The sequence below is a fragment of the Rhodococcoides corynebacterioides genome (genome assembly GCF_019834675.1).
Taxonomy (GTDB): domain Bacteria; phylum Actinomycetota; class Actinomycetes; order Mycobacteriales; family Mycobacteriaceae; genus Rhodococcoides; species Rhodococcoides corynebacterioides_A.
In genome coordinates this window covers 59,128-81,079 of the sequence record NZ_JABUBU010000005.1, presented here as the reverse complement: position 1 = coordinate 81,079, position 21,952 = coordinate 59,128, and the positions used below count along the sequence as shown (strand labels likewise).

The 21,952-nt window shown below is 68.5% G+C and carries 23 protein-coding genes; 5 read left to right on the top strand and 18 right to left on the bottom strand.

Annotated elements, in window-relative coordinates; all coding sequences use genetic code 11:
* Positions 1 to 43: 43 nt before the first annotated feature.
* The 18 genes from HQ603_RS09140 to HQ603_RS09055 all read right to left on the bottom strand — a co-directional run bounded on the left by HQ603_RS09140 (position 44) and on the right by HQ603_RS09055 (position 17,249).
* Positions 44 to 670 carry a TetR/AcrR family transcriptional regulator gene (locus HQ603_RS09140; RefSeq protein ID WP_222684233.1) on the bottom strand — a complete coding sequence of 209 codons (627 nt, stop codon included), beginning with the start codon at positions 668 to 670 and terminating at the stop codon, positions 44 to 46.
* Between the two features lie 9 nt (positions 671 to 679).
* Positions 680 to 2,032 (bottom strand): lipase family protein, encoded by a 1,353-nt coding sequence (locus HQ603_RS09135; RefSeq protein ID WP_222684232.1) that lies wholly within the window; start codon positions 2,030 to 2,032, stop codon positions 680 to 682.
* Between the two features lie 727 nt (positions 2,033 to 2,759).
* Positions 2,760 to 3,362, bottom strand: a complete 603-nt coding sequence (locus tag HQ603_RS09130) for a hypothetical protein (protein WP_222684231.1) — start codon at positions 3,360 to 3,362, stop codon at positions 2,760 to 2,762.
* Complete coding sequence (locus HQ603_RS09125) at positions 3,359 to 5,029, bottom strand: peptidoglycan DD-metalloendopeptidase family protein (RefSeq protein WP_222684230.1); 1,671 nt, start codon at positions 5,027 to 5,029, stop codon at positions 3,359 to 3,361. Before HQ603_RS09125 ends, HQ603_RS09130 begins: the two co-directional genes overlap by 4 nt.
* On the bottom strand, positions 5,026 to 5,328 hold the full coding sequence (locus HQ603_RS09120; RefSeq protein ID WP_222684229.1) for a transposase: 303 nt from the start codon (positions 5,326 to 5,328) through the stop codon (positions 5,026 to 5,028). The genes HQ603_RS09125 and HQ603_RS09120 overlap by 4 nt, the downstream gene beginning before the upstream one ends.
* Entirely contained in the window at positions 5,325 to 7,127 is a 1,803-nt protein-coding gene (locus tag HQ603_RS09115; protein ID WP_222684228.1) for an ATP/GTP-binding protein, read from the bottom strand. The genes HQ603_RS09120 and HQ603_RS09115 overlap by 4 nt, the downstream gene beginning before the upstream one ends.
* Before the next feature lie 61 nt (positions 7,128 to 7,188).
* On the bottom strand, positions 7,189 to 8,688 hold the full coding sequence (locus HQ603_RS09110) for an SCO6880 family protein (RefSeq protein ID WP_222684227.1): 1,500 nt from the start codon (positions 8,686 to 8,688) through the stop codon (positions 7,189 to 7,191).
* Positions 8,685 to 10,259: a hypothetical protein gene (locus tag HQ603_RS09105; RefSeq protein WP_222684226.1), complete on the bottom strand. Its 1,575-nt coding sequence runs from the start codon at positions 10,257 to 10,259 to the stop codon at positions 8,685 to 8,687. Before HQ603_RS09105 ends, HQ603_RS09110 begins: the two co-directional genes overlap by 4 nt.
* A complete protein-coding gene (locus tag HQ603_RS09100; RefSeq protein ID WP_222684225.1) occupies positions 10,256 to 11,089 on the bottom strand; it encodes a hypothetical protein in 834 nt (277 codons plus the stop codon). The genes HQ603_RS09105 and HQ603_RS09100 overlap by 4 nt, the downstream gene beginning before the upstream one ends.
* Complete coding sequence (locus tag HQ603_RS09095) at positions 11,086 to 11,724, bottom strand: hypothetical protein (protein WP_222684224.1); 639 nt, start codon at positions 11,722 to 11,724, stop codon at positions 11,086 to 11,088. The genes HQ603_RS09100 and HQ603_RS09095 overlap by 4 nt, the downstream gene beginning before the upstream one ends.
* A 27-nt stretch (positions 11,725 to 11,751) precedes the next feature.
* Positions 11,752 to 12,045 (bottom strand): hypothetical protein, encoded by a 294-nt coding sequence (locus tag HQ603_RS09090; RefSeq protein ID WP_222684223.1) that lies wholly within the window; start codon positions 12,043 to 12,045, stop codon positions 11,752 to 11,754.
* A complete protein-coding gene (locus tag HQ603_RS09085; protein WP_222684222.1) occupies positions 12,042 to 12,326 on the bottom strand; it encodes a hypothetical protein in 285 nt (94 codons plus the stop codon). Before HQ603_RS09085 ends, HQ603_RS09090 begins: the two co-directional genes overlap by 4 nt.
* Positions 12,323 to 12,538 (bottom strand): hypothetical protein, encoded by a 216-nt coding sequence (locus HQ603_RS09080; RefSeq protein WP_222684221.1) that lies wholly within the window; start codon positions 12,536 to 12,538, stop codon positions 12,323 to 12,325. Before HQ603_RS09080 ends, HQ603_RS09085 begins: the two co-directional genes overlap by 4 nt.
* A complete protein-coding gene (locus HQ603_RS09075) occupies positions 12,535 to 12,819 on the bottom strand; it encodes a hypothetical protein (protein WP_222684220.1) in 285 nt (94 codons plus the stop codon). The genes HQ603_RS09080 and HQ603_RS09075 overlap by 4 nt, the downstream gene beginning before the upstream one ends.
* 48 nt (positions 12,820 to 12,867) lie before the next feature.
* Positions 12,868 to 13,515, bottom strand: a complete 648-nt coding sequence (locus HQ603_RS09070; RefSeq protein ID WP_222684219.1) for a DUF6668 family protein — start codon at positions 13,513 to 13,515, stop codon at positions 12,868 to 12,870.
* Between the two features lie 29 nt (positions 13,516 to 13,544).
* Positions 13,545 to 15,185: a cutinase family protein gene (locus HQ603_RS09065; protein WP_222684218.1), complete on the bottom strand. Its 1,641-nt coding sequence runs from the start codon at positions 15,183 to 15,185 to the stop codon at positions 13,545 to 13,547.
* A gap of 20 nt (positions 15,186 to 15,205) precedes the next feature.
* On the bottom strand, positions 15,206 to 16,060 hold the full coding sequence (locus HQ603_RS09060; protein ID WP_222684217.1) for a hypothetical protein: 855 nt from the start codon (positions 16,058 to 16,060) through the stop codon (positions 15,206 to 15,208).
* 97 nt (positions 16,061 to 16,157) lie between these two features.
* Positions 16,158 to 17,249 (bottom strand): hypothetical protein, encoded by a 1,092-nt coding sequence (locus HQ603_RS09055; protein WP_222684216.1) that lies wholly within the window; start codon positions 17,247 to 17,249, stop codon positions 16,158 to 16,160.
* Positions 17,250 to 17,828: 579 nt separating this feature from the next.
* Between HQ603_RS09055 and HQ603_RS09050 the strand changes: the two genes are divergently transcribed.
* Genes HQ603_RS09050 through HQ603_RS09030 form a run of 5 tightly spaced genes read left to right on the top strand, consistent with a single transcriptional unit; the run spans position 17,829 to position 21,905 of the window.
* The gene (locus HQ603_RS09050; RefSeq protein ID WP_222684215.1) at positions 17,829 to 18,461 is read left to right on the top strand and encodes an XRE family transcriptional regulator; all 633 of its coding nucleotides are present in this window, start codon (positions 17,829 to 17,831) and stop codon (positions 18,459 to 18,461) included.
* Complete coding sequence (locus HQ603_RS09045) at positions 18,458 to 18,883, top strand: hypothetical protein (protein WP_214504271.1); 426 nt, start codon at positions 18,458 to 18,460, stop codon at positions 18,881 to 18,883. Before HQ603_RS09050 ends, HQ603_RS09045 begins: the two co-directional genes overlap by 4 nt.
* Positions 18,884 to 18,907: 24 nt before the next feature.
* On the top strand, positions 18,908 to 19,390 hold the full coding sequence (locus HQ603_RS09040; protein ID WP_261773605.1) for a hypothetical protein: 483 nt from the start codon (positions 18,908 to 18,910) through the stop codon (positions 19,388 to 19,390).
* Complete coding sequence (locus tag HQ603_RS09035) at positions 19,387 to 20,508, top strand: DUF6545 domain-containing protein (protein ID WP_222684214.1); 1,122 nt, start codon at positions 19,387 to 19,389, stop codon at positions 20,506 to 20,508. The genes HQ603_RS09040 and HQ603_RS09035 overlap by 4 nt, the downstream gene beginning before the upstream one ends.
* On the top strand, positions 20,505 to 21,905 hold the full coding sequence (locus HQ603_RS09030; RefSeq protein ID WP_222684213.1) for a cytochrome P450: 1,401 nt from the start codon (positions 20,505 to 20,507) through the stop codon (positions 21,903 to 21,905). Before HQ603_RS09035 ends, HQ603_RS09030 begins: the two co-directional genes overlap by 4 nt.
* Positions 21,906 to 21,952: the final 47 nt, after the last annotated feature.

The window sequence follows — 21,952 nt, the reverse complement described above, 5'->3', positions numbered from 1 at the left end:
GTTCGTCGACCGGCTCCTGCTATGTCGGTCCACAGGAAAGACGTCAGCTCAGCACCCCGGTGCGAGCAAGGCGTACCAGTTCGGACACCAAATCGTCCACGCTCGTGCGAGGTGACTTCGTGGTGCGGTGAACGACCAGGGCGTTCACGGAACCGATGTACCCGATCCAGGTCAATCGATAGTCGCGTGCGGGGAGTTCCCCCGTGTCGACTTCGGTAGCAATCAGAGAATTGAGCAGATCGATCCACGCATCGACCCTCGATTGTCGTTGCACTTCCATGCTGTCGCTGACCCCAATGACCTCGACGAAGGCTACTCGGGCGTGGCGTGGATCGCGGAGAATGTTCGTGAGGTAGGCCCGGATGATGGTGGTCAGGCGAGTTTCGAGCGGTTCCGCCGAGACGGTAGCGGCAGCTTCCGCCACTGCAGTCTCGGCGTTGCGGTTGACCTCACCGTAGGCCGCACTGAGGATGTCTTCTTTCCCCGTGAATTCCTCGTAGAACTGTCGGGTCGAGAGGTTCGCCTTGCTGCAAATCTCGGAGACGCTGCTGGCGGCAAACCCTGTAGTCGCGAAAACGGTGAAGGCCGCATCGATGAACTTCACTCTGCGTTCGATTCGCCGATCGTGGGCGGAAAGCCCGGCGTACGAACGTTGAGCGGTCTTGGCCATACATTCATTCTACGAGCCCCCGAATGTCCCGGCTCCGATGGCGCGCCCGCTCGCTGCTCCTGCGATGTCGCCGAGGACGTCGCCGACCTGCTGCAGTGCGCCGTCGGCGGTGAGCGTGGAGATGGGTGAAGTGATCGCGCACCCGTTCGGGGCCGGGTCACCGTTCATCCGCTGCTGGATCCACATGAAAGCGGTCGGCAACGATGAAATGAACCCACTGATGTGCTCGGCCAGGACCTCCCGCACGTACGTGATCTGAGCGTCGCCGTCCTGGCAGTACTTGTCGACCAGTCGGTCGGTACCTGCACTGGGAATGATCTCGTCGTTTTGTGCGTGGTAGATGAACACCGGCATCGTCGGTGTGTGATGACCCAGGCTGACCTCGGCAATAACCGACTTCACCTCCGGAATTTCCAATGGATCTTCGTCACCGATGTAGGTCCCGAGGTAGTCGTAACCCGGAAACAGATTCGTCCCCTGTGGGTGACACAACGCGCTCTTAACCGCATTGACGGTGCGCCCGAAGTCATTTGTTCGAGCGTCGAGTACACGTTGCACCTCGGGATACTCCCGGCCGATTCCGATCAACGTCGGCGATACCAGACCTGCCCACACGCCACCGGTGTTGTGCCGCACCACTCGTTCGACATCGGCAAGTGCGACACCGCCGCTGGCTGTGCCGACGATGTTGAGTTCGGGTGCATAAAGGTGAGCGTTCTCAGCGACCCATGAGGTGGGAATGGTTCCGCCGGAGTATCCCCACAGCGCCGTCGGCGTGGCAGTTCCGTTTAGCTGGGCCGGTTCGAAGCTTTGCACGGCACGGATGCCATCGAGCGTGGCCTGTCCGGCGATGACCGGTGCACCGTAGGCAGAGTTCGGGCCCTGATAGTCGGGCAGAGCCACAGTCCACCCCTGGGATACCCCGGCCGAGATCGCCGTCAGGGATTCCGCGGAGTTGACGAAGTCTGCCGGAATGGACCCGTGCTGGATCACGTAGGAGGGTGCGCAGTATTGAGCGGTCGAGTCCTCCTGGATTTGGTAGGACAGCAACTTCCGTCCTCCCGCAGGTGCATCGCCGCGCGGCCGTAAGACGGTCGTCACTGTGGCGATCGCATTGCCTTGACTGTCCGAGGTGCGGTAGAGCAGTTGCCACGCTTCGACGTTGATCGGCAACGCACTCAGGGCAGCAGGAGTGATCGTCCGGGCACGCAGAACCTGACCGAGCGCTGCATCGGCAACAATCCCGGACGGTGGTGAGTAGAACGGATCCAATTCCGGCGGCAATGTGACCGCGGCAGTTGGCTCGATCGGGACGACCGACAACGGTGAGGCGATCGCTACCGCATTCGATGCGAGTGCCATTCCGACTACGACAGCGCCGACACCGATTGCGGCAGAACAGCGACCGATCGCCGTTGCCCGTGGATTCAAGTGCACGTCAAACTCCCCTAAGTTAAGTGGCCGCCGTCACAGTATGTGAAACGACTGCACTTCACAACAGGCTGCGGCGTCCTCAAGTGGGCCCGACGGAGGCCGAGGGGTGTGAGCGCTCGAATGATTGCTGCCCGGGCACTGTCTTCAACGGGGCCCGCGCCGGCACCCGCACCAATCCCCCTCGACGATCAGCGTCGTAGACAACGCCCATGCAGCGCAACGGATGACGGGATACGCGCTCGCAATAACGACCCTTGACCCATATCGAGCTCGTCGGCATAGATCCCAGTTGAGTTTGAAACCGCGCCCCGCGGACACTGCTCAGTTGAAACGCTCTGTACAACAGGGACTTAGCTCCAAGCAGTCCAACCTCGGCAAGCCAGCGGGCGCACGTTCAGCGCGTACTCGACTCACCGTCATGTTCAGCTTGCATGCTCGCTGACCCGAACTCGTCGCTCTCTAATACGTCGCGTTACCAGTGATTATCGTTATCGTCAAGGTTTGGTGGCTAGCCCGTTGTTTCCTCGACGTCGACGAGGCGTACAACGCCGCTTGCTGACCGATAGGGCGAGACCCGTCAGTTCATCTGGTCGATGACGACGGACTATGCCACAGCTGACGGTCATGGCGCCGACGGACAGCTGCCACGGTGTTCTCATCGAACGGTCATCGCGGACACGGCCCAGCCGGTGAGGCGGTTGGCGCGGGTGGCAGTCATGTACAGCGCGATCGGTGTCAGCTCGCCGATGGTGGCGCCGCCGGCGTCGACGAGCGTCTGCTGCACGGCGACGACGCGGCGGACGAGGGTGTCCGTGTCGGCCGGGTGGTCGTCGGAGGTCACGTTCGCGTCGGCGTCGACGGTGATCCCGCTGGTGGCCCACCGGTCCCACTCGGCGCCGGTGACGGGCGCCAAAGCGGAGGAGGACTCCCCGACTTCTTGCACCCAGAGAGGGTTGAGAAGGGTCGCTGCGGCGTCGAGGTCCACACCTTTGCGGGGCTGCTCGGTGGGTCGGTAGGAGTACAGGGCGGCTGCGGCGGTGGACAGGACGGCCTCGACGTCGCAGGTGTCGACGCCGGTGGCCTCGTCAATGCGGTCGGTGCACACCGTCGGAGGCGGTGGCGCCGTGGACGTGGGCGGGGTGCCGCCGTCGGGGACAGCAGGTTCGGTTCCTCCGCAGCCGGTTAGAGCGAGTGCGGCCGCAGCCAGTGTCGCTGCAACGAGGGTGCTCAGACGGGCCGTGTGAGTGGTGGGTGTCATCCGAATCTCCTGACGTACATCTGTTCTCCGGCCCAGCCGGAGAGTGGTTGAACGGAGACCACGTCGCCCGATTGCGGTGCGTTGAGCAGCATTTCGGTGCCGTTCTCGACGCCGTAGTAGATGCCGACGTGGTGGGTATTGCCACCGGAGCCGAAGAAGATCAGGTCGCCGGGTTGTTTCTGGTCGAGCGGGATCTCCTGGCCTCGGGGGTCGTAGAGCTGTCCGGGGTTGGAGGTGTCGCCGGTGAAGTGCGGCAGGCTTATTGCGCCGCCGGAGGCTTGGAAGACCGCGTGCAGGGTCAACCCGGAGCAGTCGAAGCCGACTTTGCCGGTGTCTCCGTGCGCGTCAGCGGCGCCGCCGCCGTCGCTGATGCCGTTGGTGGGTCCGTTCTGGTCGCCGCCGCCCCAGGCGTAGGGGGTGCCGAGCCAGCGCATCGCGGCGGCGATGACGTTGGCCCCGAACGGGCCACCGGGGGTGAAGGTGGGGCCGTTGGTGTTCGGCGTCGCATCCGCGCAGTCGGCGGTGGCCGCTCCGCTCCCGACGGTGGCGGCGGCCGCGGCGCCGGCGAGGGCGGCGCGGTCCGCGGCGGGGAGGTCGCGGCCTGCGCCCTTGAACTGCGCATACAGGGTGCGGGCGAGGGGTTCGTGTTCGGCGTAGGCGCCGGGTAGGCCCGAGTTCTGCACGGCCTGCGCGGCGGCGGTGACGGGCATCGACTCCCACCCGGGGACGGCCAGGAGGTGCTCGTAGAACAGGCGGTTGGCGGTGACGGGGTTCATCAGGGTAGCGGTGTCGCCCCAGATGGTGACCTGCTGCTGGAACTGGTTGACCGACAGGTGATCCGAGCCGACGGCGTCGTGGGGGTAGTTCAGCGAGTCCGGGACGTTGGAGCTGGCGTACATCTGGAAAGTCGACTCCCGCGACACCGTTGCCAGGGCGACGACGATGCCCTGTTCGGGGACGTTCATCGCCTCGCCGATGGCGACGGTCTGCTTGGAGATGGCGAGCTGCTTGTCGTTCAGACCGCCGACGCTGCCACCGGGCCCGGTGGACCCTCCGACGGTGCTGCTGTTTCCGCTGCTGCCGGGTGCGGGCGGGGGCGGCGCGGTACCGGGCGCGCGGGCGCTGTCCACCCACGACGCGGGGTCGACCGCCGTGCCCGCTCCGTCCGGTAGTCGGCCACCGTCCCAGACCTCAAAATGCAGGTGCGCCCCGGTGGACTGACCGGCGTTGCCGATCCGGCCGATTTCCTGGCCGGCAGTGACCTGCTGGCCGGTCGTGACGAGTACTCCGTCGCTCTCCATGTGGCCATAGACGGTTGAGTAGGGCTTTCCGTCGATGACGTGGTCGACGATGATCCAGTTGCCGAAACCGTCGGCCGGTCCGGCTTCTCGCACGGTTCCGTCGGTGAAGGCGTAGATCGGTGTGCCGACCGGTCCGGCGTAGTCGACGCCGCGGTGCTCGGTGCCCCACCGCGGACCGAATCCGGACGTCAACGTGGTCGCAGCCGGGTCGGTCGGCTTGACGTGCGTACCAGCCGGGACCGGGGCACCGGGTGTCGAGCTCGTGGGACCGCAGTCGATCCGACCCCCGATGGTGGTGACGAACAGCACCACGAACAGTGCAACCGCGAGGGCGGCGACCAGCGCGATCGTCCCGCCCTTCTTCACTGCGCTGCGATCGTGCGAGGCGAGGCGGCGGCGAGCCGGTCGGACAGGTCACGGTTGACCCGCAGCAGGCGTTCGATCTCGGCTTCGGCGGCGCGGAGCTTGGCGACCACCTCGTCCGCCGCGGGCTCGCGGGAGGGCCCGAATTCGAGCTTGATCCACCGGTTCACGGTGTTGACGTGCGCGCCGATCTGACCGGCGATCGCGGTCACGCACTGATCCCGCGATGGGTAGTTCGGGCGGGAGGAGCGGTACGTCTCGAGCGCCCACTCCTTGACCTCGGCGGCGTATTCGGCCCTCATCGGAGCACCTGCCCGGTCGAAGCGTCGCCGGCGGCGGTGTCGAAGTAGTCGGCGAAGCGGGCGTTGGTGTCGTGGACTCCGGAGTCGATCTCGAGGTCGGTGAACACCGTCTGGATGGGGATGCCGGGGGTGTTGTCCTTGGCCACTTTGATCAGGAATTTCCCCCGCCCGATCGGTGAGCGGGCGGTCCGCCGCTCCGCCGACCGCAATGCTGCCCCGCGGGACCAGGAGGTCACCATGTCCTGCTCGGCCGAGGTGAACTTGAGCTCGCCGGAGAGTCGTTCGACCTCACCGATGGGAAGGCCGCCGCAGACGACCATGCCGGCGCGGTCGATGAACCCCTTGGCGGTCTTGATGTCCGCTTCGGTGGGCAGGGTTTCGAGGTCGCGGCCGGTGTGGGTGATCATCAGCAGCCCGGTGGCGTCGGTGCGGTTGAGGCGGGAGATCTCGTTGACGCGGGCGACCATGCCGGGTCCGGCGCCGATGACTTGCCACAGCTCGTCGAGGGCGAGCAGGAACAACCGCTGCCGGTCCAGGCCGGCGTCGGCCAGCAGGTGCGCCGCTTCCACGGTCCCGTAGGCATCGGCCCAGCAGGAGAGCATCACCGCGGCCTTGAGGGCGGTATCGCCCCGGTCGAGGGAGGAGACGTCGATGCAGATCATGGGGGCGTCGAGGTCGAGCGGTTGGGAGGTGTGGTCGGCGAAGATCGTCCCCAACGGCCCCGAGATCAGCGCCCCGAGCGCCTGCATCAGGTCGGTAATGTGCGTCCGGTAGCCCTCTCGGGTGGTTTGGTACGTCGCGCGCAGCATCGCCTCCGAGCCGGTATCGATGCGCTGGTAGAGGTCCCGGATCAGCGGCGGGTGCGCGTAGTTGAACCCGCCGTGTTCGGAGTAGAGCTCGTCGAGGGCGATACCGATGATGGAGTTCTCGAACGCCCGCACCGAGTGGGTGTCGTAGCGAATCAGCTCGATCAGCGCGCACACGGCGTTGACCTGCCGCGTTCGCACCGTCAGCTCCGCCGTGCCGAGCAGTTCGTCCAGGTGCTCGACCCGCGCGGCGTCGCCCGCTGCGGCGGCGTCGGTGCGGGCAGCCCGCAGCCGCACGACGGCTTGGCCGAGAGTGCCGGCGGCGAGGGGGTTGAGATGCCCACCACCGTGGCCGAGGGTGACGACCTGCCCGCCGAGCATCGTGGTCAGGGCGACGTATTCGGCTTTGATGTCCCCGGCGACGATCGGTGTCTGCCCCCACGCGGTGGCCCCAAGCAGGACCTTGCGGATGAGCGACGACTTCCCCAGCCCGGGGAGGGAGAGGACGAACATCGACGGGTTGGCGATGTGGTTGTCGCGGAAGTAGGCGAACGGATCGCACGCGACCGCTTCTCCGGTGACGGCGTGCTGGCCGACGATGGTGCCCGAGTTCGGGGCGGCCGCACCGATGGCCCACGGGTTGAGCCCGCAGAGCTGCACCGACGATGCCTCGTACTCGATCGGGGCGGGCACCGAGGTCATCCGCCCCCCGCCGGCGCCCCGCGCCCCGTCCGCCGTGGTCGCCAGCGCCGACCGCCAGTCCGGGTCCGCGCGGTGCTTCCCCTGCGGTGAGCCGGAACCGGCGGCGTCGCGGTGGGTGTTGCGCCAGCGGGCCAGTCCGATCCCGACACGGCTGAGCTTCGCCGGTTCGGCCGTCTCGCCGGTTTCGATGCGGGCAGCGAGGTCGGCGTAGTCGAGATCCGGGATGAACCCGCGCCGCCGCTGCGGCTGGTCGGAATCGGTGGAGGCTCTGCGGGTGTCGGTGGGTGTCACGAGGGCGGTCCCTTCGAGTCGGTGGAGCCGGGGGCGTCGGCCGAACGGGTCGTGGCCCGGTTCAGCTGCGGCGGACGAGGGCGGAGGTGGTGATGTGGTCGGGCAGCAGCACCCCGAGCCCGAGGCCGGCGGCGAACCCGGCGTCCTGGAAGCCGTGCGCGCGCCGCAGCCGCAGGCGGGCGCGGGCGGCGAGCGATTCGGTGACCGCCGCGGCGTTCCCCACCTCGGCCGGGTCTTGGGCGGTGATCGTGAGCAGCGCCGAGTACCGGAGCTGCCCGGCGCCGGAGACCATCTCCTTGCGGGCCTGGGAGGTGATCTCGAGACGCTTCTCCGCTTCGGCGGAGCTGATCTTGGCGCCGCGGGAGTTGATGGCGTGCAGGGCGTCTCGGTGTTGCTTCTCGACCTTCTTCGCTGCGTCCCCGGCCGAATAGGGCCGGTAGATCAGGGTGAGGCGTTTGCGGGGCAGGTCGTCGTGCGGGGCGAGCAGCGGTTTGAGGACGGTGTCGGTGAACACCGACTCCGGTGGTGCGGCCATCTCCCACACCACCGACGTCGCCCCGTCGTGCCGGTAGTGACCCCACTCGGTGCGGGCCCGGCCGGGTCCGGCGTCCTCCCACGCCACCCCGTGCGGCTGCCCGGCGATGTCGAGCTCTTCGAAGTCGTTCTCCGTCGACGGGTTGTAGGAGCGGTGCGCGGTGGCCACGATCTCCGCCGCCGTCATCGGTTGGGCGTCGACACCTGCGCCGGCGAGGTTGCCGTAGAGGTCCGGCAGCCGCCGCGCCAGCTCCGCGGCCATCTCCTCCGGTTCCTTCTGCCGCTCGCGGGTGGTGGCGCGGAAGGTGATCGACAGCCGCGCCAGGGTGCGGTGCCGACCCGAGGGCATCCGCACCGACGACTGCCGCACGAACTCCGCAGACAGTCCCGGCGCGGCCGCGGCCATCTCCCGTTCGACGAGGCGAGCCAGGCGCAGGCCGGTGGCGGGGATGTTCTCCACGACCACGGTCGCGCCGACGATGTCACTGGCCAGGCCCAGGTCGGCGAGGTAGACGCCCCAGTCGGCGGTGTAGAGGTCCTTCTCGCTGCGCACCACCGCTTCGTCGCCGCCGGGCAGGCAGTCCACGATCACGGTGTAGCGGTGATCGGCGGGGTGGTGGATCATCCCGAACTCGTTGCCGTGCCGGTCGGTGCCGACGTGCAGGGTGGTCGTGGCGAGCAGGCCGGGCAGGCGGTACCGGCCGCCGGGGATCTGCGAATGCGGTCCGGCGTGGTACTCGGTGGAGCGGGAGATGTGCTTGCGGTGAAACCACTGCATCGCGAACTGTCCTGTCTCGTAGAGGGATCGACCGTTCGGGGCCACCACCAGCGGCACCAGCAGCACGGCCATGACGGCCATGAGGGCCAGGCCGGGGATGACGCCGCCGAAGATCAGCACTGCGAACGAGACGGCGAATCCGGCGGCGGCGTAGCCGACGGCTTTGACCGACAACCCGAACGCGAACGTCGACTTCGGGCGGGTGCCGGCGGAGAAGATCGCCGGTTCGTCGTGCACCGTCGAGGTCATCGGGGGATCCGTCCGTGGTAGTTGCCGACCGCGCCTTCGGCGGCTGCGGTGAGCCGTCCCGCGGCCTGACCTGTCGCGCGAGCTCCGGACGCCGCCGTGCGCACTGCACCGGCCGCGCCGCCGAGCGTCGCGGCAGTGCCGCCTCGCACTGCCCCGGCGACGCTCGACCCGGCCCGAGTGGTTCGCCCCACCGCACCGGATGCGGTGTGCAACTTCCCGAGCACGGGTGCACCGCCGGTGTACTGACCGCGATACCCGGCCGGTGCCTTCGCTCCGGTCCCCGCCGCGCCCATCCCCGGGCCGGGACCGGACCCACCGCCGGTGCCGCCGAGCGCGCGGGCACCGGTCGACAGGGCGCGGGCACCGAGCGCCCCGGCTCCACCGGCGAGGGCGCCGCCCGCGGCGGCCAACCCGGCGGCCTGGCCACCGCCGGCGGCGATGGTCTCGGCCGCGGGGGCGATGATCCGCACCAACGTCGGGAGCGCGAACCCGACGACTGCGAGCAGGACCGAGCCGATGATGACCGAGGCCACCGGGTCACCGGAGGACGAGGACTGCGCCCAGAACGCGAACAGATACAGCAAGGTCGCGACGGGCTTGAACAGCAACGCCCCCAACGTGAAGGCGATCATCGACTTGTAGGACGAGCGCCCGGTGGCCGTCGCCGACGACGCCGCCGCCAGCGGGATCACCGCCACCACCACGCACAGCACCGCCTCGCGGATCAGGAGGGCGATCAACTGGGCGACGGAGCCGAGGAAGGCGAACCCGGCGCACGCGAGCGCGAACACCGGCCCCAGACCGGTCTTCTCGTCGAAGGCGGTGATCGCGGTGATCTTCTCGTTCAGATCACCCCCGACGAACCTCTCGAGCGCGTACGCCGAGGCGGCGTCGCCGCCCTGGTGGAACATCAGCACCAACACCGGCAGCAGGGCGACGGTGAACACCGTCCGCACCAGCATCGACGCCGTCTCCGTCGCTCCTTCCATCACCGCTTGTTTGCGGGCGACGGCGAGTTTGGTCGTCGCAATGACCAGTGAGGCGAACAGGGCGGCGACGGTGAAGCCGGTGACGATGTTCCGCAGTCCCGACATCGCCGTTTCAGCGCCGAGGCCGGGAATGCCCGCGGTCATCCAGAACGTCATCACCGTCCGGAACGCTTGGGCGTTGCCTTCCATGACCGCCTTGGCGAAGTCGCCGACCGAGTCCCCCCAGAACGCCGACGCCGCCGACGACGCGGCCGTGGCCAGGGCGTCACCGGGATGTTCCGTAACCGCAGTGTCCAGGCAAAGAATCTGATCGGCAGCTCCTCGACTGTTGAAGAAGTCGAGCAGCCTGTCGGCGGCGCTGCCATCGCGGATAACGTCCGACCCGTCGGCCAAGCACTCCCGACGGGTTTGTTGGAAGTCGTTGCCCTGGTCCACGATGCCGGTCACCGGTGATGGATTGGGCGCAGTCGGTTCCTGCGCGGCCGCGGGGCCGGCGCTGGTGACGAGGACTGCAAGTGTGGCCAGGACGGTCAGAACAGCTTGTCTCATCAGCGTGAAGGCGCTGGTGCCTCCGGCGCTCACAGCGCCCACCGCGTGAAGCCGTCGAGGGACGAGTACGGCCCAGTCGATCCGGGTCCTGTTGCCTCACGCCCCTTCCACGTCCCGTTGTCCCAGACCATATTCAGCCGCATGCCGTAGTACTGCGGTTGCTGCAATCGCTGCCCGGTGTCGTCGACATCGCGAATCAGTGCCAGCTCAACGACGACGAAGTTGCTGGTGCACGAGAGGATCTTGAAACCCATCGGCGCGCGCAATGCGACGATGTCGGTGTTGACCGGGCCGTCGACGTCCTCCTGACCAGCCTCGGAGTCGACCAAGGAACCACCGTCGAGAACGAGCTTGTTGACCGCTTCGAGAGCAACCGGGCCGCGGGCGAGAGTCCGCGGAAGAATGTTCGCGGCGGCCAGCGCGGCACCTTGTGGGGTGCGGCTGTAGCCGGCGAGGACCAGGCCGTCGAAGCGGGAGGGCCCGTCCGTCTCGGAGTACAGGGTGGAGACGCCGAAGTTGCGTTGGATCATCACCCCCTCCGGTGAGGTCACCGGTGCCCCGTCGGGGGTGCATTCGGTGCGCGGCCCGGCCGGGTCGCGCTGCGGGAGGGGTTGCCCGGCAGGGTTGTTCGGGACCATCACGGTGCGACCGGACAGGTCCGCGTCCGGGATGCCGAATCCGGTGGCGCCGGTGTTCAGCTCGCTCATCCCGGGGCCGGGGGTCGGTTCGGCCGAGGTCGGCGGGGCGGCGGTGTCGGTGTCCTCGTCGCCGCGCAGGTTCGGCACGACGAAGACAAATGCGCCGACGACGACCAGGACAACGAGCGCTGCGGCGGCGACGATCAGGGTGCGGGTGCGAGTCACGATGCCCCTTCCAGGGTGGTGTAGCCGGTGAGGTCGGCGATCTCGGCGGCGTCGATGTTGTCCTCCGGGGTGGGCAGAACGATGCGCCAGTCGTCGTCGATCCATTGCAGGGCAACGGGATAGGCGTAGAGCTGCGGGTCGGTGCCGATGGTTTGTGCCACCGACACCGCCGCGGTCGGTGGGTCGAGCTGGTAGTCGGTGACCTCGAACCCGACGAACCGCGGCGCGGCCGCGTCGGGGACGGTGCCGGCGACGGTGACACCGGCGCGGGCGACGGCGAACGCATCACGTCCCGGTCCCGGTGTGGTGACGGTGTTGACGACCTCCGGCCAGGTGCGGTCGTCCGCGACGGCGAGCGCGGTTTGCCCGTTGATCGCGGCGAGCACCGCGCCCTGCGGGGTGCGGTCGTACCCGTGCCGAGCCGCTCCGGTCCCGGCGGTGGGTCCGGCGGTGCGGGAGGTGGGCACGGAGACACCGGCGACGGTGCGCCACTGCAGGTCCTGCGGCGCGGAGGTGGTGTCGACCGCCGGGCTCGGGGCGGCGGTGTCGGAGGTGTCGTCGGTGCCGCATCCGGCGGCCGCGAGGATCACGGCGACCGCGGCGGCGGTGAGGCGGGCGGTGCGGGAGACGGTCACGGGCGGGGCACCTTTCGGATGGGTGGGTCAGGCGAGGACGGCTTGGGCGATGCCGGCGGCGCCGCCGATGACGGCGGCGCAGACGAGGATGCGGCCGAGTGTGGCGTCCTCGACGACCTGCGTTCCGGTGGATTTGCGCTGGTTGACGAACACCGCACCGCAGACGAACAGCGCGGCGATGCAGGTGCAGATGGCGAACCACAGCAGCCACGACAGGGCCGTCATGAGCGGTCCCCAGACCTCGGAGGGGAAGGTCACCGGGGAGGTCGGCGGCTGCGCCAGCACCATCGCCGCGGCCGCGAGGGTGACGGTGGTGCTCATGTGCCGACCCCCGCCAGCGAGGCGTGGCCGATGATCCAGTCGATGCCGCCGGAGAGTCCGACGGTGGCCAGGACGACGCCGGTGACGCTGCCGAGGATCGTGCCGATGGCGCGGGAGCTGCCCGAGACGAGCATGACCACTCCGACGGCGATGCCGATGGCGGAGACGATCAGTGCCCCGCGGGCGAGCAGTTCGAGCAGGCTCACCGCGGAGTCGAAGGCACCGGTGGCGGTCTCGTTCAGCTCGTCGACCCCGGCGGCGGTGTGCACGGCGGCGGTCACAGGACGAGTCCGTTCACCAGGCCGGCGAGCCCGCCGAGGACCACGGCGACCACCAGGATCAGCAGCAGGCGGGGCTCGGATACGTCGGAGAGTCTCGTGTGATGCACGATCAGCAAGGACGCGCCGCACGCGACGGCGGTGCTGGCGATGACGATTCCCCAGGTCGACCACCCCAGCACGGTGGTCCCCAGTGCTGATGCCGGGGCGGTCACAGGATGAGTCCGTTGACCAGGCCGGCGGCTCCGCCGATGATGACCGCGCCGACCAGGCCGCCGACGAGTTTGCCGGTGCTGTCTCCGCCGCCGCCGGTCATGCGCTGGTAGCCGAGGGTGGCGCCGCAGATCATGATCGCGGCGACGGAGGCGAAGATGCAGCCCCACATCAGCCAGGACATGAGCATGTTGATCTTGTCGCCGAACTCCCCGCTCGGCGCGGTGGGGTCGACGTCGCCGATGTTCTGGGCCAGGACGACGGTCGCGGTGGTGGTGAGCATGGGTTTCCTCCGGTGGTGTGAGCGGTGGGGTCGGGGTTGGGGTGTCGGTCAGCGTGTGGCGGCGGCGGTGCGGGCGGCGTCGAACGCGGCGTGCCCGGCGGCGACGAGTCCGGGGTGCGGGGATGCGGCGGAGGTGACCTGCGCGCGTAGTCGGCCCGGTGGGGTCGGGTCGGGTTCGGCGGGTGACCACGGCGCGAGGTCGTCGGCGGTGTGCACCCGTAGGTCCGGCACCCACGGCAGGTGCCACACCACGGGTGCGGCGGAGGCGACGACGTCGGCGCTGCGCCGCAGCGTCTTCGGGAGTTTGCCGGGGGCGTCGGGCACCAGTGCGAGTCCGATGACGGTGCACCCGCCGACGAGGCCGGCGGCGGCTTGCAGGAGGAGGTCGTGGGCGGCGGCGAGGCCGGTGCGGTGGGTGCGGGCGACGACGATCACCGACCGGTACCGGTCGGCGGCGGGCCACCCACCGAGCGCATCCGCCGCGGGTGCCCATACCCGGGCGAGGGTGGAGACTCCGGCGCCGCCGTGCGCGCCGAGCAGCCACATCACCGGCGGGCGTCCCGGCCCGGCGACCGGGTCAGGATGGATCGGTGCCTGCCGCTCGACTGGGGGGATGCGGAGTCCGGCGGGGACGGGGGTCGAGCCGGTGGTGTCGTCGGTGTAGAGCTGGTGGTCGTCGATCGGCTGTGCGGCCATCTCCGTCCCTCCTGAATCGTGTGTATCGGTCACCGGGTTCCGGTCGAGGACGCCCCGGCCGGTGTAGTGGTGGTGGTGGCCGACGGCGTTGTGGTCGACGAGGTGGCCGTGGTCGACCTCGCCCGTGCGGACGCGGTACCGGCGCTGAGGATCTGGCCGGCGGGGCGGACGGTGTCGGTGGTGGCGAGCAACTGGGCGCTGCGGGTCAGAACAGCCCCGACCTTCTCGGCGAGTGTGTTGTCGCCGGTGAGGTCGGCGGCGAGGGCGACGATCCACCGCACCGTGAGCTGCACCGGGGTCTCCCCGCGAGTCCCGACCGGGACGCTGTCGTAGGAGCCGTGCTTGGCCGCGGTGTTCCAGTACGAGGTGTCGGTGACCAGCTTCGCCAGGCCCGCGTTGTCGTCGACGGTGCGGGTGACCTCGTCGAACGCGGCGGTGACGGCGGAGTCGATCGTCGCCGGGGGTACCAGCTTCACCGCCGCGGCACCGACCTTGGTGGCGAGGACGGCGAGCGCAGCCGGAGGGTTCGCCAGCCCGACGGCGGCGAGCTGGCCGATGGTCTCGGGGGTGATGACGTCCTTGGCGACGGTGATCGCCGCCCCGATCGCCATGCCGGCGATCTTGGTGACCGCGCCGACCGCTTCGTCGACTGCCTCGCCGTCGGTGACGGCGGTGGGGTCGGAGTATTTCGCCATCTTCCCCAGCACCGTCTCCGATGCGGGGGTGACCTCGAACCGGCCTGCGCGGGAGTCGAAGTCGATGTTGTCGTTCACGACCGAGGCGCTGGTGAGCAGGGCGGATCGGCCGACGGCGGTGGAGACGTCGGTGAGGATGCGCACGGGGTCGCGGGTGTCCATCGAGGACTGTCCGGCGATGTTGGCGACCAGCTTCGCGGCGGGTGCGTCGGCGGGGGTGTCGCACGCGAGATCGCCTGCGGTGCAGTAGGAGGCGACGCGGTCGGCGACGGCGCCGAAGTCCGCGTCGGCGGGGTCGGGGGCGATGCCGCCTCCGGTCGGCGGTGACGCGGCGACCGCGGGGGCGAGCTGGACGGACTGCACCGCGTCCCCGGTGGTGCCGGGGGCCGGTGCCGGTGCGCGGTCACCGCCGCCGAGGACGGGTTCGCCCTGGCCGCGGGTGGGGTCGGAGAACAGGGCGCCGCCGGCGAACCGGTCGGCGTCGATGGGGCCGGTTCCGGCGCCGATCTCGCGGATGACCTCGGAGGCGATCTGCCCGCCCTGGGAGTAGCCGGAGACGAACACCCGCGTGCCGGGGCACTTCTTCGCGATGTCGCCGATCATGGCTTCGGCGTTGTCGATGCCGGTCTGCACCGACGTCGCGTAGGTGTCGGAGGATCGGTCACCGGGCTTGCCGCCGAACGAGGCCGGGTAGGGGACGTAGCTGCGCTCCAGGGCAGGGGTGTCGCCGGAGTTGGCGTCGCGCATCGCCGGGACGGTGAGGCGGGAGAAGAAGCCGGAGTCGGTGTCCGGTGAGCTGTTCTCGTCGATCTCGGTCGTGCCGGGGACGACCACCAGGTGCAGCGGCGCGCAGTCCGCCGCCGAGCTGGTCGTGGTGGTCGGGTCGGCGTGGGCGGTCGCGGCTGCGAGGAGCGTCGCGGCGACAGCGCTGGCGGCGACGGCGGTGCGTCCGGCGCGGCGGGTGGTGGTGGTCATCGGTGGTGCCTCTCGTCGAGTCAGCGGCGGGTGATGGCGGTGATGGAGGTGGTGCCGCCGGACTCGGCGGTGGTGAACCGTTGCGTGGTGGTGCGGGGGTCGATGCCGGGGCCGCGTTCGGCCACGGTCACGTCGTAGACACCGGGCGAGACGGGGTCGGCGAGGACGCAGAACTCCACCGAGGGCTCGAGGGCGTCGATGCCCAGGCGCAGCCGGTCGGCCGAGGCCATGACGGCGTCGGGGGTGGCGGCGGCGCGGGCGGCGACGGGGTCGCGGTCGAAGTAGAACGCCTTCTCGAACCGCCAGATCGCGGCCATGCCGGGGTCGGTGGTGTCCCCGGTGACCGGTTCACCGGGGGCTTGGCCGGCGCACCAGGTGAAGTCGGCCGCGGCGACCTCGCCGGTGGCGGGCTGCGCCGGGGCGGCAGCGGTGGTGGTGTCGACGGTGCTGGTGGGCAGCAACGGTGCTGCGGTGGCCGGTTCCGGCCCCCCGATGCCGGTCAGCACGAGTGCCGCTCCGCCGACGACGCCGACCAGGGCGGTGAGGGCGGCGGCGACGGCGACCGAGCTGCGATGCCGACGCCACCACGACGCACCGGTTGCGGGTGCGGTGTGGTCGGCGTGCGCGCGCAGCGTGTCGGTGCGGGTGCCGAACTCGTCGACCGGACCACCGGCCGGTGCAGCGGTGTCGTGGTCGGCGAACCAGTCCTCGACGTCGTGATCGCTGTCGACGCTGTCCGTGTCGAGTGGCCGGGCGGCCAGGCTCAGCCGGCGCCCGCTCTCCCCCGCCGCAGGCTCCGCTGCGGGGGCGGTATCAGCGGCGGTGAACCAGTCGTCCGCCCCGTCGTCGGGGTGCGGGTCCTCGGAATGGGCCACGGCAGTGCGCCTTTCGGTGGAGGGGGTGGGGAGGTCGGTGTCGAACCTTCGGATGCAGCCGGGCCCCGGGTAGTGCGGGTCCGGCTGCACCCGGCGATCAGACCGCGACGCCCAACGGGGCCAGCGCGGCGTTCAGCGCGGCGGTGCCCTGCTCGATCACCGGGGTCGCGTCGGCGACGGCGGTGTCGACCGCGTCCAGCACGGCTGCGCCGCCGGGCTGTTCGGCGACCGCGGTGCGGGCCTGCTCGACGTAGGCCGGGGCGGAGTCGACGACCGGGGCGAGATCCTGCGGCGGCGTCCACACCGGGGCCGGTTCGGCAGCCCCCGCCGGAGCGGCGGGGGCGGATTCGGTGATGGTGGTCTGCTCGCCGCCCAACGCGGTCGCGCCGATGGCACCACCGATCGCACCGCCGATACCCGCACCGACGAAGGCCGCGGGCACACCGAGCGCGGCGGCACCGACACCGGCACCGATGGCGGCACCGACGCCGGGGCCGAAGACCCAACCGATGCCCGGTGCCCACCACACGAACGGCACCGTGGCAGAACCGATTCCGAGTCCGACCAGGCCACCGCCGACAGCGCCGACGGCGGTGGCAGGGATACCGAGGGCGGCGGCACCGATTGCGCCGCCGACGACGATGCCGGTCGCGGCGCCGGCTGCGACACGGTCGGCCTGCGGTGCGTCGGCCAGTCCGGCGTTCACCAGGGCGTTCGCGCCGTCGGCTTGGAGTGCGGAAGCGGAGTTGTTGAACTGCTCGGCCGTGCGGGCGTCGATGAAGTCCGGGCGTGCGACGGCCTGGCTGCCGATCAGGATGGTGCCTTCCGGTGCGTCGATCGGGGAGATGACGGTGCGCTGCACCGTCGGCGGAGGCGGCGGGGTCGGCGGGGTCGGCGGGACGAATGGTGCGGGCGCGGCCGGGGCGGACTGCTGCGGGGCCGGGGCGTAGCAGACCGGCGCGGTGGTGGTCGAGGACTGCTGGCGGCCGGACTGGTAGTCGTCGTAGCTGCGCCACTGCGACTGCTGGACCTGCGGTGACGGGGTGAACCCGGGCAGGAACTCACGCTGGGACGTCGGAGCCGGGACCGGGGTGGCGTTCGTGGTGCCGCTCTGCGCGGTGTCCGGTGCGGTCACGAAGTCCTGCGGCGCTGCATGCGCGATGTCGCCGTACCCACCGGAGGTGAGCACGACGCAACCGATGACAACTGGCGCAGCGGTTGCTGCGCTTCGTGATCTCCGTGACCGCCCGGGACTGTGCTTGGACATGACTGATCTCCACTCATTAGGAATTGGTTGTCGAACAATCGATTGCGCGCCATCGTGTGGCGATGAGCGAGTCCGGAACTGAGGGCCGGTTCCGGACCGGAATGCGCGCTGCTGTGGTGACGACGTCGGGGTCGCTACGGGGCGGACGAGAGTGCCGGCGGTGCCTCCCACTGTGCGATGACCTCTCCGTCGCCGGACCAGGCTTCGTGGCGGTGATGCTCACCTTCGCCGGTGATGGAGCAGCGAAGGCGTTGCCCTGTTCGCACGTCGACGACGATCTCGTTGCACTCTCCGACGCCACCGCCGCCGTATGTCTGATGTGTGGACACTTCGCCTCCCCAGTCCGGACCACCACCTGCAGAGTAACAACGCGCCGCTACAAAAAGATAGAGAAACGCAAATAAACATAAGTACGCCGCCCCGTCGACGAGCATCAACACTGTTCACGCGTCTAGTTGTTTTTCTTGCTCGTGACTTCAGCGACGCTCTACTGTTCTGGACGTGGACGGTCCTGGACGATTAGCCGAGTACGTGTGGAAACGCCGTACCGAACTCGGTCTGTCGCGTCCACAGGTGCGTGACCGGGGCGGGCCCTCGATACCTACGCTGAAGGACATCGAGGAGGGCACAACCCGCACCGTGTCCGCCACGACATTGGGGAAACTCGACGCCGCGTTGGAATGGGAACCGGGTTCGGCGTCCGACGTGCTTCGCGGCGGGACGCCGAAGCCGAGGCGAGCAAACGACGGGGTTGCCTCGCTCGGACCGGACGGCGTCGCCGTCGCCCTTCGCGTCGTTCTCGACTTACTCGGCATCTCGCGCGAGCTCGACACGATCGCCCGGGAGATGAAGGACGCACGTCTCGAGGACCTGGCCCGACGGCTGGCGGTGTCGCTGCGGCCAATGTACGGCGAATACGTCACGCGCCTCTTCGAAGAGAACAAGCGTGAAAACGGTGCACTCTCTCCGGTGTACGCGGTTTTCAGCGAACTGCTCGACGAACCCGCGGGGTCAGACGACGACGAGGACGGGAAAGAGCGGCTGTACCGGCGGTGGTTGGCGGGCCGGGAGATCGACGCTGATCAGGGTCTGCTCGCCGAATTCGAGGCCAGGTTCTCTAGGAGGCAACAATGATCGACGATCGAACGCGGCACGTTATTCCGCTGTCCAGGCGACTCGACCTTCTCTTTCGTGTCTGGCGAGCATCCGACGGCACCGAGCGGAGTCACGACGACGTCGCTCGCGCAGTCAGTATTGCCACGGCGACCACCGTGAGTGCTGACGACATGGCGAGCTTCAGACGAGGCACCAGGCCGATCCCGGCCAACGTCGTCGAGGCTTTGGCGGAGATTTTTCCGTCCAGTCGCGAGTACCTTCTCGACGAGACCGCAGCCCCCAGGCTTCACACCCAACTGACTCTGATCGACGAGCTGGTGTCGGGCGGCATTCGGGGCGTCAGGCTACGCGGGGGAGACGAAGACACCGATCCCGAGCGATTGACCGCAGTGCTGCGGGAGCTTCGCGAACGCCGAGAGCGATCTGTCGGCCTGAACTAGCAACAAACATTGTCCGGGGGGGACATGAACGACACGGCGAGGAATGTTCTCGCGGCGGCGCGCCAGATCGAACACTTGGTGCCGAGTCCGTGGAACCGGAGCGCGTTTCTGCTCGAATTGTCTCGCCATCGCAACCGACGGCTCGACCTCGTCGCCGTCGACACACCGGACTTCACCGATTTCGCATGTGGCCTGTGGCTGGAGTTCGAGGACCGAGACGAGATCGTGTACCAACGGGGAGCGCCGGACTATCAGGTGGACCAGACCGTGTTGCACGAAGTCGGGCACATGCTGCTGGGCCACCATGGATCCGTGGGGCACGAGCCGGCGCTGGCCGCTCTGCTCCCTGACATCGACTTGATCACGTTGACGTCGGTGATGAATAGGTCCTCCTTCGACGACGACCAAGAGGGCGACGCCGAGATGTTCGCCGATCTCGTGATGTCGGCGCGTGTCTCTCGTTACCGGCGGTCCTCGGCCATGGACGATTTCATGGGCATCTCGTGACGTCGTCGGTGCCGGCGCCGATCACCTTTTGCGTCGTGGCCGCAGGGGTGGTGGTTTTGGTGGCTCGGCGTGCAGCAGTTCGGGAGACCGTGACTGCACGCCTCGTCAATGTTGCGCTGGTGCTGGCCATCCTCTCAGCATTGGCTCGCGAGTCCTCCGTTCAAACGGCCCTCGATGCCGGAAGCGTCGGCTCGCTCCCTGTGCCGTTCACACAACAACTCGGAACCGTATTGATGCTGTGGGCTGGTGCACCACTGACTGCGGTAGCTGCGCGGTGGCGGTCCCCATCGTGGTCGACGCGACAGACCGGGTTCCTCCTTGCCGCTGCGGTGGCGTCAGGGCTTGTGATGCTGGTCGTCGGTACGTCCGCTCGTTCCTCCGGCACCTACATCGACCTGCTCCCGGGTTGGGCTACCGCCGTCTACTTCGGGCTGTTCTCGGCATGGGCGGGCGCGATGCCGCTGATCGTTCTGATCGTCTCGGTCGGAGAGCTGCGTCACGGCCAGCTGTCGGTACCGGTGATGGCGTCGTTCGGCTTGTTCGTATTGCTCGCAGTGTGGGGCTTGGAGGAGGCCGCATCCATCCTCGCAATGGGCCTGCTGTCAGCGGTGAGTCGGTCCCGCGATTTCGTCGAGCTCCGTGTCGAACTCAACGAAGCGAGCTACTCCTACCTGCTGATTCTCGCCACGGTGTGTGCTGCGCTCCCGGTGGTGGAGCGCGCCGTCGAAACCCTAGGCATCGACTACTGGTCTCGTTCGTGCCGGAGGCTTCGTCCGATGTGGGCCGACCTCGTTGCGTCATGCCCGGAGGTTGTTCTGGGTCAGTCGGGGAGGCGAACCTCCCCAAAAGCACGTGCTCACCGAATGTGCATCGAGGTCCGAGACTCGATCAGCCTCCTGGGTCGGCATCTCGACGCCGATGTGTCCGCCGACGGCGCGGCCGTTGCTTTAGCCGATGCTGCGCACCGGCGACGCTGCGGGTGTCCAGCCCGAGCGTTCACCCGCCTCCCGGTTGCATCGAGCGGCGATCTGAAGAGCGAGCTCGGCATTCTGGCCGAGCTCAGCAAAGACTGGCCCTCTTCGACGAACCCGACTCGAGTGAGCGAGCATGCCCGATGACCACCCCGCACGAGAGCGTGATCAAGTCTGCCGACCGGGTACTCCCGCACCCGCCGCGCCGACTTCCCCTCCTGGGGGACATCCTCGATTTGCATGTCACGGAATCGAGCCAATGGGCCATGCGAGACGCTCAACGGTACGGGACCATGTTCGAGCGGAATGTCCTCGGCACGCGCGTGACGTACGTATCCGGCCCGGAGGAAGTCGCCGCGGTCAACGACGAGGCGGTGTGGACGCGCCTCCTCGGTGTGCCGCTGCGCGACCTCAGATCGGTCGCAGGAGACGGCTTGTTCACCGCCCACAACTCCGAGCCCTCGTGGGCGACGGCACACGCGATTCTCGCGCCCGCGTTCACACAATCGTCGATGCGTCGCTACCACGAATCGATGATCGCCAAAACCGCTCTCCTCATCGACTATTGGACCGCAGCAGGGCCAGACGCCTGGCTCAACATCCCGGCCGATACGAACAAGCTGACCCTCGAGATCATCGGCGACGTAGCCTTCGGTCACAGCTTTCAGTCGTTCGACGAGGTCGCCCCGCACGAGCTGATCGTCCGGATCTCGCGCATGTTGAAATACATCAACAGAGCGGCCTATTCGCATCCTGCCCTGGAGGCCACGGTGTTTCGGCGCGCACGGAACCAGCACCGCGACGATACGGCAGAGGCCCGAGGGCTGGTGGATGACATCGTGCGTGCCCGCCGAGTGGACTCGACAGCGGGACGCGGTGACCTTCTGGACCTGATGCTGTCGACCGCCGATCCGGCCACCGGGAAGCGGCTCTCGAACGACAACATCCGGAACCAGATTCTGACGTTCCTCGTCGCTGGTCAGGAGACATCCGCCGGAGTGTTGGCGTTCGCGCTGCACTTCCTGTCGCTGCGACCGGACGTGGTGGAACGGATGCGCTCCGAATTCGCCGCAGTGTGCCCGACCGGAGACCTGCAGTTCGAGGATGTGGGCAGACTGCGATACGTCCGACGGGTAGTTGACGAAACGTTGCGGTTGTGGCCCGTGGCGCCTGGTTACTTCCGGAAAGCGAGGCAAAACACCAGAGTAGCGGGGCATCCCTTCGAGAAAGGGGAGTGGGTTTTTGTCGTGTTGCTGCAACTGCACCGCCACGCCGACTGGGGAGATAACGGCCATGAGTTCGATCCGGATCGGTTCGAGCGTGGCCGAGTCCCACACAACCTCGCCCATCTGTATAAGCCGTTCGGAACGGGCATGCGTGCCTGTATCGGCAGGCAGTTTGCGTACCACGAGATTGTCGTCGCGCTTGCCTCGATCGTTTGGGCTTTCGATCTGAAGCCGGACCCGTCGTACACGCTTCAGGTGGAAGAGACTATCACCCTCAAACCGCTAGCACTGCGGCTCAAGGCGAAGCGCAAACGATAACCACACCTCGTTGATCCGCTCTAGAAGCTTGCCACAGTCGGCAGCGT